Annotated in this window: 3 protein-coding genes and 1 pseudogene; all 4 read right to left on the bottom strand. The window is 73.7% G+C overall.

Going from position 1 to position 15657, the window contains the following annotated elements; all coding sequences use genetic code 11:
* Positions 1–4 precede the first annotated feature (4 nt).
* Positions 5–3367 (bottom strand): non-ribosomal peptide synthetase, encoded by a 3363-nt coding sequence (locus FF36_RS12815; RefSeq protein ID WP_044885279.1) that lies wholly within the window; start codon positions 3365–3367, stop codon positions 5–7.
* 1 nt (position 3368) lies between these two features.
* Positions 3369–8429, bottom strand: a complete 5061-nt coding sequence (locus FF36_RS12810; protein ID WP_128423301.1) for a type I polyketide synthase — start codon at positions 8427–8429, stop codon at positions 3369–3371.
* Positions 8430–8431: 2 nt separating this feature from the next.
* Positions 8432–15583: a type I polyketide synthase gene (locus FF36_RS12805; protein WP_052681083.1), complete on the bottom strand. Its 7152-nt coding sequence runs from the start codon at positions 15581–15583 to the stop codon at positions 8432–8434.
* A pseudogene (locus tag FF36_RS41460) lies at positions 15576–15657 on the bottom strand (hypothetical protein); the annotation flags it as partial. The pseudogene FF36_RS41460 and the gene FF36_RS12805, both read right to left, overlap by 8 nt.

Below are 15657 nucleotides of genomic sequence, written 5' to 3'. Positions count from 1 at the left end.
GTGGTCACCTGCCGTTTCGTGGGCGCGCCCGGCGAGCGGCCGATTGCTGGCGTTGGATCTGGGAGCGGCGACGGCTCTCCGCGTGGTCGCGTGCGGCGTCCGTCGCGCCGTCCCGCGGGGCGGCCGGCCGCCGGAGGTGGTCGGCCAGGGAACCGACCGTCGGGTGCTGGAAGAGCTCGACCATCGACAGCTCCCGACCGACGGCGGCGGTGAGCCTGGTCCTGAGCTCGGCCATCAGCAGCGAGTGACCACCCAGGTCGAAGAAGTTGTCGTTCATCCCGACCCGTTCGACGCCGAGCAGCTCCCGCCACAGCGCGGCGATCGCACGCGGCAGGTCCTCGCGGGGGGCCACAAAGGGGGTCCGCACCCGTGATCGGTCGAGTTCGGGCTCGGGCAGTGCCGCCCGGTCGACCTTGCCGTTGGGGGTCAGCGGCAGCGCGGGCAGGACGACGAACGCCGAGGGCACCATGTACTCGGGCAACCGCCGCTGCAGATGATCGATCAGCTCTCCCGTCCCCTGCGGGCCGAGGTCCGCGGGCTCCCCCGCGGCGGTCAGGTACGCGACCAGACGGGTGTCGCCCGGCCCGTGCTCGCGGGCGACCACGATCGCCTCGCGTACCCGCTCGTGCCCGGCCAGGGCGAACTCGATCTCGCCGAGCTCGATCCGCAGGCCGCGCAGCTTGATCTGATGGTCCAGTCGCCCGAGGTATTCCAGGGCGCCGTCCTCGCGGTGGCGGGCAAGGTCGCCGGTCCGGTAGAGACGCGCGCCCGGGGCCGCGTCGAAGGGGTCCTCGACGAACCGCTCGGCGGTGAGCTCGGGCCTGCCGAGGTAGCCGCGGGCCAGGTTCCGTCCGGCGATGTGCAGCTCGCCCGGCACCCCCACGGGGACCGGCCGCAGCCGCCGGTCGAGCACGTGGATCCGGGTGTTGGCGATCGGGAACCCGATCGGGACCGGACGCGGGTCGTCGTCGCGTTCGCAGGCCCAGGCGGTGACGTCCACGGCGGCCTCGGTCGGGCCGTAGAGGTTGTGCAGCTCGGCGCCCGAGCGCTCCAGGAACCGGTCCTGCAGGTCGCGGGGCAGCGCCTCGCCGCTGCAGATGACCCGGCGCAGCCCGGTGCACTGCGCCACGTCCGGCTCCCGCAGGAACACCTGCAGCATCGAGGGGACGAAGTGCAGGGTGGTGATGCCCTGGTCGCGGATCGTCTCGACGAGGTAGCGGCTGTCCCGGTGCCCGTCCGGCCGGGCCACGACCAGCGTGGCACCGGTCATGAGCGGCCAGAAGAACTCCCAGACCGAGACGTCGAAGGAGAAGGGGGTCTTCTGCAGGACGCGGTCGGCGGTGTCCAGGCCGTAGGCGTCCTGCATCCACAGCAGCCGGTTGCGGATCGCGGCGTGCACGTTCATCACGCCCTTCGGCCTTCCGGTCGACCCCGAGGTGTAGATGACGTAGGCGAGGTCCTCGCCGCCCACGGCGACGCCGGGATCGTGGTCCGGCTCGGCGCGCAGCTCCTGCTGGAGTTCCTCGACGCAGAGCGTCTCGGCGCGCACCGGCGGCAGCCGGTCCAGGACGGCGCGTTGGGTGAGCAGCACCGGGACGGCCGCGTCCTCGAGCATGTACCGCAGGCGTTCCCGCGGATAGCCGGGGTCGAGCGGGACGTAGGCCCCGCCGGCCTTGAGGATCGCGAGCAGGCCGACGACGAGTTCCGGGGACCGTTCCATGGCGACGCCCACCAGGACGTCGCGCCCCACTCCGAGCCGCCGCAGCCGGTGCGCCAGCCGGTTCGCGCGACGGTTCAGCTCCGCGTAGTCCAGGCTCTGTCCCTCGAAGACCAGGGCCGTTGCCCGTGGAGTTCTGCCGACCTGTTCCTCGAAGCACTCGTGGATCAGGCCCGCGCCGGGCCAGTCCCGCCCGGTGTCGTTGAGATGGACGAGAAGGTGCCGTCGCTCGTCGTCGTCCAGCAGCTCGAGGTCGTCGACGGGCGTCTGCGGACGGGCCGCCACCTGCTCCACGACGCGGCGCAGGTGCCCGGCCATCCGGACGATGGTGGCCTCGTCGAACAGATCGCGGTCGTACTCGAACCAACCGCGCAGACCGCCGGCGTTGTCGAAGAACTGCAGTTCCAGGTCGAAGCGGGCGCCCCGAGCCTGCAGCGGGACCCGGGCGAACTCGACCCCGGCGACGGCGAGCCGCGGCATCGGGTCGCTCTGGTACGACAGGCCCACCTGGAAGATCGGCGGCCTGCTCAGGTCCCGGGGCGGCCGCAGGTCCGACACGATCTTCTCGAACGGGATCGCCTGGTGGGCGTACGCGCCGAGGCAGGCGTCCCTGACCCGCTCCAGCGCGGCCACGAACGCCGGGTTCCCGCCCAGGTCCGCCCGGACCGGAAGGGTGTTCACGAAGAACCCGATCAGTGGCTCGACCTCCGCGCGTTCCCGGCCGGCCATCGGGACGCCGACGACGATGTCGTCCTGATCGCTGTAACGGTGCAGCAGGACCTGGAAACAGGCCAGGAGCACCATGTAGACGGTGGCGCCGTGGCGTCTGCCGAGCTCGCCGAGCCCGCGCATCAGGGGTTCCGGCAGCTCGAAGGGCACCGACGCGCCGTCGAATCCCTGCACGGCGGGCCGCGGGCGGTCGGTCGCCAGCGCCAGGAAGTCCGGCGCGCCCGCCAGCTGACCACGCCAGTACTCCAGGTCGGCTTCCAGGTTCTCCGCGCGCGTCTCCTGCTGCTGCCAGACGGCGAAGTCCCCGTACTGGATCTCCAGGTCCACAAGCGGGGACGGACGGCCCGCGACGAACGCCGCGTAGAGCACGGACAGTTCGGACAGCAGAATGCCCACCGACCAGCCGTCGGCGACGAGATGGTGCAGCGCCGCCGCGAGCACGTACTCCTCGGGCCCGATCCGCAGCAGCCTCAGCCGCAACAGCGGTCCGGTGGCCAGATCGAACGGCCCGGCGAGCTCCTCGGCGATCCGCGCTTCCAGCGGATCGTCCCCCAGCTCCACCTCGGGCAGGTCGATGGACATCCGCGGGTGGACGATCTGCGCCGGCCTGCCGTCGCGCAGTCCGAACGTGGTCCGCAGGGCCTCGTGCCGCCGGACGGTCTCGGCCAGCGCGTCGCGCAGGGCCCGGACGTCGAGCGGGCCGCGGAGGTGCGCGGCGGCGGGGACGACGTAGGCGGGGTTGCCCGGCCTGATCTGTTCCAGGAACCAGATCCCCTGCTGCAGCACCGACAGCGGGAAGGTGTTCTCGGACCTTCCGCTCTGGGCGAGCAGTTCCTCGAACCGGGCCCGCTTCTCGGGCGACAGGGCGGCGAGCCGCTCGGAAAGCCCGGCCGCATCGGTCAGGTCCGCCAGGTCGGCCATGTCACCGCTCCCCGTCCGTCCCGGTGCCTGCCTCGCCCGCGGGCGTCTGCTCGAGCTGCGCCAGCAGGTCGCTCGCGAGGTCCTGGACCCGCCTGACCCGCCGGATGGCCGTGGTCGCACCGGCCACCGCGCCGTCCGGCCCGGCGGCAGCGTCCCCGGCGGGGGTGTCACCGGTGGCTGGGTCCGCGGCGGCTGCGTCCCCGGTGGGTGCGTCCCCGGTGGGTGCATCGTCTGGGAGGGCGTCCACGATCCGCTCTGCCAGCGCCTGGACGGTCGCTCCCCGGAGGAAGACCGAGATCGGCAGGGAGACGCCGAGCCGTCCCTCCAGTTCGTTGCGCAGCTCCACCGCCATCAGGGAGTCCAGACCGAGTTCGATCAGCGGGCGGTCGAGCCCGACCGCCGACGGTTCCGACCGCAGCGTGACCGCGGTGGCCAGCAGGAGCCTGGTGGCCAGCGCGTCCGCTCGCTGCTGCGCCGGCAGCGCGAGCAGGTCCGCGCGTGCGGGCAGCCGCCGGCCGGGGGCTGCGGTCGCGGCGGCCGCCGGCGCCCCGGCCGGGGCGTCCAGCAGCTCGCTCAGCAAGGCCGACAGGGAGACCGCCTGGTAACGGTGGCCCCATTCCGACCAGTCGACCGGCACGACGGCGACCTGCGCCTCGTCATGTCCCGGCAGGTCATGGCCCAGCAGCCGGTGCAGGACGCGCAGCGCCTGGTCCGGCCGCAGGACACCCATGCCGCGGCTGTGGCCGGGCGTGGCCTGCGCTCCACGGGCGGCCATCCCGGTCCGCTCCCAGATCCCCCAGTTGATGCTGAGGCCGGGTCTACCGGCGTTGCGTCGCTGCAGCGCCAGCGCGTCCAGGAACGCGTTGGCGGCCGCGTAGGCGGCGACGAACGGAGAGCTGAGGATGGAGCTGGTCGAGGAGAACAGGACGAAGAAGTCCAGCGGCCGGTCCGCGAAGAGCCGGTCCAGCACCCAGGCGCCCATCGCCTTGGGCCGCAGGCACCACTCCAGGTCGTCCGGCTCCAGGTCGGTCAGGGGCGCGACGTCCCCGGCCCCGGCGGCGTGAACGACGCCGAGGATCGCCGGCCGGCACTCCCGCTCGTGACGTTCCAGAAAGGCGCGGGCCGCGGCCTCGTCCGACACGTCGAACGACTCGACGGTGACGCTCGCGCCCAGGGACTCCAGTTCGCGCACCGCCGCCACGCGGCGGCCCGGCTCGCCCGCCGGGTCGAGCCCGGCCCACTGCTCGCGCGGCGGGACCGGGGTACGCCCGACCAGGATCAGGCGGCGGGCTCCCCGGCGCGCCAGGGATCGCGCCACCTCGAGCCCGAGACCGCCGAAACCACCGGTGATGAGGTAGCTGCCCTCCCTGCGCAGGACGGCGGGCCGGGGCGGGGCCTGCGGCAGGCGGGTGTGGACGAGTCGCGCGACGTAGCGCCTCCCCTCCCGCAGGGCGATCTGGTCCTCGGCCCGGTGGTCGGCCGCTTCGAGCTCGGCCAGCAGCGATGCCGCGACCGCGGCGGGTTCGGCCGCCGGGTCCAGATCGATGAGCCCGCCCCAGACGGCGGCGGCCTCCTGCTGCAGGGACCGGCCCAGGCCCCACAGGGTCGCCTGACCGACCGCGAGCGGGGTCGTACCCGGCTCGGTCGGCTGGACCGCCCCCCGGGTCACCAGCCACAGCCGCGTCGGCATGGTGCTCCTGGCCTCGACGAGGGCCTGCACGACGCGTACCGCGCTCATGCAGCCGGCGTTCTGCGCGCGCAGCGCGGCCTCGACGGAGTCCGGCTCCGTCGCGGCGCCGGTGAGGCTCCACAGGTGCACTACCTGAAGCTCCTCGCCGACGTCCAGCCCCAGGTCGTCCACGAGCCTGACGAGGTCGGCGCGGTCGGCGAGGCGGACACCGGCCGAGGCCGTGCCGTCGAAGCGGTACTCGGCGGCCCGGACGACCCGCACGACGCGTGCACCGCGGTCGACGAGGGACGCGGTCACCTGGTCGCCGACCTCCCCGTCGTCGGCCAGCACCAGCCAGGTTCGCGGGACGTCCGGCGCGGCCGAGGCCGGGGCGGGCTCGGCGGGCCGCCAGGCGAGCCGGTAGAGCAGCTCGTCGTCCTCGAAGCCGGGCAGCTCCCCTTCGCCGGGCAGCTCCGTGTCACTGGACAGCTCCGTGTCACCTGGCAGCTCCGTGTCACCGGGCAGCTCCGTGTCACCGGGCGCAGCGTCGTCGTACTCCGACGGCGACGGCTCGTCGGCGGTGCGGCGGCGCGGCGGCGGGCCGCACCTCGTCCGGTCGAAGGGATAGGTGGGGACGGGGACCTTCGCGCGCGGCCAGCCGCGGTCGAAACCGCGCCAGTCGATGTCCGTACCGTGCGCGTAGAGCAGCGCGACGGTGGACAGCAGGACCTCCCAGTCGTCGTGCTGCGACCGCAGGCTGGGTGCGAGCAGGGCGTCCCGGCCGCCGGGCAGCCCGTCTTTGATCAGGCCCAGCAGGATGGGCGCCGGGCCGAGTTCGACGAAGGTGCGGTAGCCCCCGGCCAGCAGGGTGCCGATCCCCGCGGCGAAGCGCACCGGCTCGCGGGCGTGCCGGCACCAGTAGTCCGCGTCGGGTGCCTTGTCCCACGGCCACAGTGCCCCGTCCACGTTCGACACCAGGGGGATGCGGGGCGGGCTGAACCGCACCCGCTCGGCCGCCCGGCGCAGCGGTTCCAGGATGGGCTCGATCAGCGGGGAGTGCGACGAGGTCGTGATGTGCAGCCGCTTGGTCTCCACCCCGAGCCGCTCGAAGCTCGCGCACAGCGACGCAACGGCCTCACGGTCACCGGAGATCACAATGTTGGCCGGCCCGTTGACGGCCGCGATCGAGACCAGGCCCTCGTGGTCGGCGACCTCCATGGCGACGTCCAGCTCCGGTGCGAACACCGCGGCCATCGCGCCGCGGTCCGCCAGCGTGTTCATCAGCCGGGCGCGTTCGACCACCAGGGTCAGCGCGTCTTCCAGGGACATCGCGCCCGCGACGCAGGCGGCGACGTACTCCCCGAAGCTGTGGCCGAGCACCGCGACCGGCTCGACCCCCCACGACCGCCACATCTGCGCCATGGCGTACTCGACCGAGAACAGCGCCGGCTGGGCGTACGTCGTCACGTTGACCAGGTCCGACCCGGGGTCGCCAGGGTCGAGGAGGTCGGGGTGGAGGACGGCGAGCAGCGGCACCTGCAGCATCGGGCGCAGCAGCTCGTCGCAACGGTCGATCACCTCGCGGAACACCGGCTGCGCCTCGTAGAGCCCGCGGGCCATCCCGGCACGCTGCGGTCCCTGCCCGGTGAAAAGGAAGACGACGTCCGAGTCGCCCGCCTCGCCCACGGCGACCTCGTGATCGGGCCCGCCCCTGACGAAGTCGCCGAGGCGGTCCGCGATCTGCTGACGGGTCGCTCCTTCGACGGCGAGCCGGTGGCGGAAGTGAGTCCGGCCGGTGTTGGCGGAGTAGCACAGGTCCTCCACCGTCTCGGGGCCGTCCCCGTCGAGCCGCTCCTGGTACCGCCGGGCGAGTTCGGTCAGCGCGGTCTGGCTCTTCGCCGACAGCGCCAGGAGCGACCTGGGACGGTGACAGCCGGCAGCCGGTTCCCCGATCTCGCCGGCGGCGGCGGGCTCGGCGGCGGCGGGCTCGGCCCGGGACGGGCCCTCCGCCACGATGAGGTGGGCGTTCGTCCCGCTGAACCCGAACGCGCTCACCCCGGCGATCCGCCGTCCCGCCGCAACCGGCCAGTCCGTCAGTTCTGCGGGCACCGCGAACGTCGTCCCGGCGAAGGACAGATGCGGATTGAGTCGTTCGAAGTGCACGTTGCGCGGGATGGCGCCCCGGCCGAGGGACAGCACCACCTTGATCAGCGCGGCGATCCCGGCGGCGGCCTCGGCGTGCCCGATGTTGGTCTTCGACGAGCCGAGGTAGACGGGCGTCCCGTCCGGCCGCCCGTAGACCTCGGCCAGCGCGTCCACCTCGATCGGGTCGCCGAGCCGGGTCCCGGTGCCGTGCGCCTCGATGTAGGAGACCTCGTGCGGCCCGACGCCGCTCGCGGCGAGGGCGCGGCGCAGGACGTCGCGCTGCGCGTCCCCGTTGGGCGCGGTGATCCCGGAGCTGCGCCCGTCCTGGTTCACGGCGCCGCCCCGGATCACGGCCAGGACCCGGTCGCCGTCCCGGACGGCGTCCGACAGCCGTTTCAGCACGACGACACCGCACCCCTCACCGCGCACGTAGCCGTTCGCGGCCGCGTCGAACGCCTTGCACCGGCCGTCCTCGGAGACCATTCCGGGAAACTGGGAGAAGGCGATGTTGGGCAGCGGCGAGATCACGGCGTTGACGCCGCCGCCCAACGCCAGGTCGCACTCGCCCGAGCGCAGGCCCTGGCAGGCATGGTGGACGGCGACGAGAGACGAGGAGCAGGCGGTGTCGATCGCCTCGCTGGGTCCCCTGAGATCCAGCGTGTAGGAGATCCGGCCGGTGACCATGCTGTGCGCGGTTCCGGTGCTGGCGTAGGCCGTGATGTCACGTGGCAGCCGGAAGGTCTCGGTGCCGAAATCGTTGCTGCAGACCCCCATGAACACGCCTGTGCGGCTGCCGGCCAGCTCACCCGGTGCCTGTCCGGCGTTCTCCAGCGCCTCCCAGGCGACCTCCAGGGACAGCCGCTGCTGGGGATCCATGGCGACGGCCTCGCGCCGGGAGATACCGAAGAACTCGTGGTCGAACTCGTCGATGCGATCGAGGAAGCCGCCCCACCTGGTGTTCATCCGGCCCGGCCGGCGAGGCTCCTTCGAGTAGAACGCATCGGCGTCCCACCGGTCCGGCGGGACCTCGCCGACCGCGTCGATCCCGTCGCGAAGAACCCCCCAGTAGGTCTCGGCGTCGACGGCCCCACCGGGGAACCGGCAGGCGAGGCCGATGATCGCGATGGGTTCGGCGTGACGCCGCTCGGCCGCCTCGAGCTCGGAGACCCGGCGTTGCAGCCGCCCCATCGTGCGGTAGGCACGCCGCAGCGTGTCGGCCGAGGAAGGCGCCTCGTTCACGGAGGTCATGATCATTTTCCTTCGTCGATCTGCGTGAGCTTGGCCAGCAGCAGCGCCTCGACGTCGCCGTCGGGGACGTCGTCGAGATCGGGGACATCGTCGAGATCGGGGACATCGTCGAGATCGGGCTCGTCGTAGAGAGCGAGCCCGGGGCCGGGGGCCCTTCCCGCGGTGGCGGGCGGGGCGGTGACCTCCGGTCCGGCCGCCAGGTCGATCTCCAGGCGGTCGGCCAGGAACGGCACCAGAGCGTCGATGGTCGGGAACCGCCAGGCGACGGTGGCGGGCAGCTCGATCTGCAGCGACGTCTCCAGCCGTCGGCGCAGTTCGAGCGACATCAGCGAGTCGAAGCCCATGGCCGCCAGCGGCGCGGTGACATCGACGCGCGCCGCGTCGAGCCTGAGCACCTGGGCCGCCACCTCGGTGCAGTGCGCCACGAGGACCGCGCGGCGGAATCGTCCGGGCGGAGCCGCCAGCAGCCTCCGGCGGATCTCGCCCGACCGCTGCGGGCCACCCGCCGTCCCGGCCGAGGCGCCGATGACGCCGGCGAGCAGACCTGGCAGCGAACCGTCCTCGGCGGCCGCCCGGAGCCGTCCGCGGTCCAACGGCAGGACGCAGACCTGGGGGACGGGGACGCCCAGCAGCCGGTCGAGGGCGTCGATGCCGTCCCGGGGGCTGATACTGAGCAGGCCCTGGCCCGCGAGCGCGCCGCCGCGGTCGGGTCGGGCCGCGAGCCCGATGTCCGACCAGGGACCCCAGTCGATGCTCAGCGCCGGCAGCCCCCGTGCGTGGCGGTACTGCGCGAGGGAGTCCAGGAAGGCGTTGGCCGCGGCGTAGTTGCCCTGGCCCGGCGAGCCGAGCAGCGCGGCGGCGGAGGAGAACAGGACGAAGAAGTCCAGGTCCCGGTCGGCGGTGAGGCGGTGCAGGTGCCAGGCGCCGGCCGCCTTCGCCGCCGTCACCGTGCGGAACCTCTCCCGGTCCAGGTGGATCAGCAGTCCGTCGTCGAGCACGCCGGCCGCGTGCACGACTCCGGCCGGCGGCGGCATCGAGGCGTCGATCTCCTTCAGGACCGCGGCGAGGTCGCCGGGGTCCGCGACGTCGACGGCGCGGGTCTCGACCGTGGCCCCCCGGGCGGCGAGGTCCTCGATCACCCGCTGGGCCGCCGCCGACGGCACGCTGCGGCCCAGCAGCATCAGCTGGCGGGCGCCCTGTGCCACCAGATACTTCGCGGTCTCCAGGCCGAGCGCCCCGAGCCCACCGGTGATCAGGTAGGTCGCGTCGCTGCGGATCGCGCGGCGGCCGGGCGGGACGGCGACCGTCTCGGTCCCCTCCGGGCGGAGCACGACCTTGCCGATGTGCCGGGCCTGCGCCATGTGGGCGAAGGCGTCCGGGGCCTGCGCATAGCCGAAGATGGTCACCGGGAGCGCGTCGAACTCGCCGCCCTCGAAGCCCCGGACGATCTCGGCGAGCAGTTCGGCGATCAGCTCCCGCTGCTCGGCGAAGGACCGTTCGAGGTCGAGGGCGAAGAAGAAACGGTTGTGGCGGAGCAGGCCGAGCCCCAGGTGGTTGTCCTGGTAGATGTCCTGCTTGCCGATCTCGACGAACCGGCCGTTCGGCGCGAGCAGACCCAGGCTTCGGGTCAGCGCCTCCCCGGTCAGCGAGTTGAGCACGACATCGACGCCCCGGCCGGCGGTCGCGTCCATGACCTCGTCGGCGAACCGGAGCGAGCGCGAGTCCATCACGTGCTCGACGCCGAGGGAACGCAGCAGCTCCCGTTTCTCCGGCGTGCCCGCCGTCGCGAGGACCTCCGCGCCGCGCCGCCGGGCCACCTGCAGGGCGGCCAGGCCGACGCCGCCGGTCGCCGAGTGGATGAGCACCTTCTCGCCCGCGCGGAGCCTGGCCAGATACTCCAGCCCGTAGACGGCGGTCAGGAAGGCGATCGGAATCGCGGCGGCCTCGGCGTCACGCAGGTCCGCCGGGCTGGGCGCCACCAGCTCGGCCCTGGTCGTCACGAAGGCCGCCATGCTGGACGGCGCGACCGCCATCACCCGGTCGCCGACCCGGCAGGTGCCGACGCCCTCCCCGACGGAGACCACCGTGCCCGCACACTCGCCGCCGAGCGGGGCGATGCCGGGTGGCACCCCGGGGCAGATGTCCATGGCCTTGAGGACGTCGTTGAAATTGAGACCGGCCGCGCTGACCTCGATCTCCACCTCCCCGGGGCCGGGCGGGGTGCGTTCGGACAGCGTGGGTCTCAGGCTGCCGAGAATCCCTGGGCGCGTCGCCAGAACCCGCAGGTTGGCGTCCCGGGCCGGGACATACGGCCGCTCCCGCCAGGTCAGGTCCGTCTCGGCCGGCGGGCTGGCGGGCCGCAGTTCCGGCGCGTACCGTCTGCCCGCGCGCAGCGCGAGCTGCCCGATGCCGTCCTGCCGCGACAGCTCGGCGAGCAGCGCGGTGGACTCGGCGGCGTCCGCCGCGCTGGCCGGATCCAGATCGACGATCAGGGGACGGAGCTCGCCGTGCTCCAGCGCGATCACCCTGGACAGGCCCCAGACCTGCGCCTGGCCGAGCGCCGCAGCCGCCTCCTCCCGTCCCACCCGCTGCGCCCCGCGCGTCACCACCACGAGCCGTGGCGCCGTCGCGCCGGGCCGGTCCTGCTGGACGAGCGCCTGCACGAGGTGCAGCAGCGAGATCGCCCTCGGCTCCTCGCCGCCCCGAGTCAGCGCCGCGCCATCCAGTGCGCCGCCGCCAGCCAGCACGTCGCCGCCAGCCAGCACGTCGCCGCCCTCGGCGGGCGGGGCGTCGAGGCTCCACGCGTACAGCACTCCGGCGCAGGGCACCGGCCTGGTGCCGCGCAGGTCCGCGAGGAGGGCGGCGAAGTCCTCCGGGGCGAGCGGATCGATCTCGTACCGGTCGTCGGCCGGCCTGCGCCAGCCGTCGGCGGCGGTGACGGTCACGCACTCGACGCCGCGGGCACGCAGCGCGCCGCGAAGCGATTCGCCCGTTCCGGTCTCGTCGGTGAACAGCAGCCACCAGCCGGCCACGTCGGCTCCGGCGGGGTCGGCGAGGTCGGTGTTCTCAGGCAGCTCGCGCCAGCCGACCTCGAACAGCGCGTCACCGACCGGGTCCGGCGCGGCGCCGCCCAGCCGGCGCAGAGCGATCTCGTCGACCTTCCCCACCGGCTCGCCGGACTCGCCGAAGAGCGCGACGCTGCCGCGCAGCTCGCCCGCGCCGGTCTGCGGCCCGTCCGCGCAGACCGTGGCATGCGCCCAGCGGGGAACCGTACGTTCGGCGTAGAGGGTGACCTGGCCGGCGGCGACCGGCAGGTAGGTGGCCTCGTCCGGCTGCGCCCCGACCGTGGCCGCCAGGACCTGCAGGCAACTGTCGAGCAGCGCGGGGTGCACCAGGTACGGATCGGGGTCCGCGGCCAGGTCGGCCAGGTCGGCCAGGTCCCGCAAGCGCGCGACAGCCTCCCGTTCCCCCTGCCACATCTGTTGGATCCCCTGGAACGCCGGGCCGTACTGCAGGCCGGCCCGGTTCAGCGCCGCGTAGTGCTCGTCGCAGTCCACCGGCCGCGTGCAGCGCCGCCGGATCTCCGCCGGCGTCTCCTGCGGCCGGCCGGCGGACGCGGCCGGGCCGCTGCCGCCGTCCGGGCCGCTGCCGCCGTCCGGGTCGCGGTATCTGCCGTCGGCGACCTGAGTCCAGTCGGTGTCACCGGGTCCGCCGCCACGGGTGAAGATCTGGAACGTGCCCGCGGTGGCGGCCTGCGGAAAGAGCACGAGCTGGAGCGTCGCCTCCGCGGCGGTCTCGGGGACCACCGTCATCCGCTCGAACCTGACGTCCGCCAGGACCGTCCGGCTCTGCGCGAGCACCTCCCTCGATGCCGCCAGCGCCGCGTCCAGCAGCATCGCGGCGGGCAGGACGACGCTTCCCGCCACGCGGTGGTCGGCGAGGTAGGGGAACCCGGCCAGGTCGACGGTCGCGGACCAGTGGTGGGCACCCGCCCCGGTGGCGGACCGCAGGTGCGTTTCGAGCACCGGGTGGCCGGCGTGCGCGGAACGGCGCCGGCGACGGCGCCCGTCGTCGAACCAGTACCGCTCCCGCTGCCATGCATAGGTCGGAAGGGTGACCATCGGCGCCGCCGCGCCATGGATTCTCCTCCAGTCGACCGGGAATCCCGCCGTGTAGAGCCGGCCGAGTTCGGCGAGCATGCTCTCGCGGCCCGGGGTGCCGGGCCGCAGCGACGCCGCCACCACGCCGTCCGCCCGCTGGTGCGACATGCGCTCGGACACCGCGGCGCCGAGCATCGGCTGCGGGGAGATCTCCACGAACACGTCGTGACCGACGTCCACCAGGCCGGTGATCGCGCGGTCGAACAGCACCGGGCGGCGCAGGTTCGCCGCCCAGTACCCGGCGTCGAGTTCGGTGCCTCCGACGCGCTCCCCGGTGACGGTCGAGATCATCGGGATCGCGGCCGGAACGGCTTCGAGGCCCGCCAGCAGGCGCCGGAACTCGTCCGCCAGCGGATCCATCAGCGGGCAGTGTGAGGCGAAGTCGACCGCTTCGAGAACCCGGCAGAACACGCCGGCCGCGTCGAGGGCCGCCGCCGTCCTCTCGACCGCAGTGGCCTCCCCGGACAGCACCGTGGAGTCCGGCCCGTTGCTCGAGGCCACCCACACCGGTCCCGAGTCCAGCTCGGCGAGCAACCGTCGCGCCTCGGTGTCGGAGACCCCGGCCATGGCCATCCGGCCCCGGCCGGCCGCGCCGCGCAGCACCTCACCACGGCGCAGCGTGATCCGCAGAGCGTCGGTGAGGGTCAGCACCCCGGCGACATGGGCGGCCGCGATCTCGCCGACACTGTGGCCGACGACCGCGGCCGGCTCGACGCCCCACGACCGCCACAGCGCCGCCAGCCCCACCTGGACGGCGCACAGCGCCGGCTGGCCGACGGCCGCGTCACCGAGCCGGGACTGTCCGGCGCCGGCCGTCAGCTGTTCGAGCAGGGACCAGTCCGTGTACGGCCGAAGGGCCGCGTCACAGCGTTCCAGCACCTCGCGGAAGACGGGTTCGCCGTCGAGGAGGTCGGGGGCCAGCGGCCACCAGCGGGGGCCCTGGCCGGAGAACACGAACACCGGCTTCGGGTTGCCGCCGACGTGCCGTCCGCCCCACGACAGGCCGGGCCGCTGCGCACCGTCCCGGAACGCGGCGAGGGCCTCGCCCAGGTGCGCCCACGTCGTGCCGACGCCGGCCATCCGGAACTCGTGGTGCGATCGCCGTAGGGCCGCGGCCGAGCAGAAGGCTGGCAGGGAAAGGCCCTCGTCCCGCCGGGCGATCAGTTCTTCGTACCGTCCGGCGAGTTCCCGCAGCGCCTGCGCACTGCGGGCCGAGACGGTCAGCACCTGCGGCTGGCTGTCCGCCGACCGCTCGTCCGGGACGGCGGCCGCAGCCTGGGCAGGTTCGGGCCTCGGTGCCTGCTCGACCACGACGTGCGCGTTGGTGCCGCCGAAACCGAAGGAGCTCACGCCGGCCAGGGCCGGGTCCGGTGACGGCCACGGCCGTATCGTGTCGGCCACTCGCAGGCCCAGGTCGTCGAAGGGGATGTGCGGGTTCGGCCGCTCGTAGTGCAGGCTCGGCGGGACGGTCCGCTCCCGGACCATCAGCGCTACCTTGATCAGCCCCGCGACGCCGGCCGCCGCCTCCAGATGCCCGAGGTTCGTCTTGGCCGACCCGATGAGGCAGGGCAGACCCGGGTCGCGGTCGGCGCGCAGGACCGCGGAGAGCGCCTTGGCCTCGATGGGGTCGCCGAGCAGCGTCCCGGTGCCGTGCGCCTCGACATAGTGCACCCGCCCGGGCGCCACCCCGGCGTCGGCGTAGGCGGCGCGCAGCACCGCCTCCTGGGCCTGGGGGTTGGGCGCCATGATGCCGTTGCTGCGGCCGTCCTGGTTGACGGCGCCGCCGCGGACGACCGCGTAGATCCGGTCCCCCTCCGCGATCGCCCGGCGCAGCGGCTTGAGGACGACGATGCCCGCGCCTTCCGAGCGCACGTAGCCGTCGGCTCGCTCGTCGAAGGCCTTGCACCGGCCGTCGGCCGCCATGGCGCCGGCCTTGCTGAAATTGATGGCGATCGCCGGTGACAGGATGGCGTTCACCCCGCCGGCGAGTGCCAGCGAGCACTCCCCCCTCGCCAGGCTCGCGCACGCCTGCAGGACGGCGACGAGAGAGGAGGAGCAGGCGGTGTCGACGGCCAGGCTCGGCCCGCGCAGGTCGAACAGATACGACAACCGGTTCGCCGCGATGCTCAGCGCGCTTCCCGTGCCCGCATGGGCATCGATCCCCGCCAGATCATCGAACTGGAGCCGCCCGTAGTCGTTCGTCGCGACGCCGACGAAGACCCCGGTCGAGGAGCCCGCCAGCTGGTCGGCGACGACGCCTGCGTCCTCCAGGGCCTCCCAGGCGACCTCGGCCAGCAGCCGTTGCTGCGGGTCCATCCGCGCCGCCTCCTGCGGGGAGATCCCGAAGAAGTGCGGGTCGAACCGGTCGATGCCGTCGACGAAACCGCCCCAGCGCGTGGTGATCTTCTCGAAGGCCGTCGCGTCCCATCGGTCCGCGGGGACCTCGGTCACCGCGTCTCGTCCCTCGCGCAGCAGCCGCCAGAAGGATTCGGGGCCGTCAGCGCCGCCGGGGAAGCGGCAACCGATCCCGACGATCGCGATCGGCTCCCGGGACACGCCCCAGCGCGCGCGGGCGTCGCCCGCGTCGTCCGCCGGGTCCGTCTCGCCCGCCGGGTCTGCCGGGTCCGTCTCGCCCGCCGGGTCCGCCGGGTCCGTCTCGCCCGCCGGGTCCGCCGTGGGGACGTGCTCGTCGGCTCCCCCTGCCGGGGCGGTGAGAGAGCCGACGTGGTCCGCCAGCGCGGCGATCGTCGGATGCTCCCACGCGAGGGTCGCCTCCAGGTCAGCCCCGAGCAGGTCCTCGAGTCCACCGAGCAAACCGATCAGATCCGCCGAGTCCAGGCCGAAGTCCACCATGGGGACGTTCGCGTCCACCGACTCGGGCGGCCGTTGAAGGCGATCGGCGATCTCGTCGGTCAGCCACCGTACGATCTGCGCCTTGTGAGCCGCGCCGCCGGCCGCGCCGGGCATCGCCTCGCTCTTTCCGCCGTCAGGCATCAACGGTCCCGGGAGGAGCCGGCTCCACCAGCTCGATAAGCACGCCGCCGACATCCTTCGGGAACACGAAATTC

It is taken from the genome of Frankia torreyi (genome assembly GCF_000948395.1).
Classification (GTDB): Bacteria; Actinomycetota; Actinomycetes; order Frankiales; family Frankiaceae; genus Frankia; species Frankia torreyi.
The sequence above is the reverse complement of the archived record's forward strand: the minus strand, read 5'-3'. Positions and strand labels throughout refer to the sequence as shown.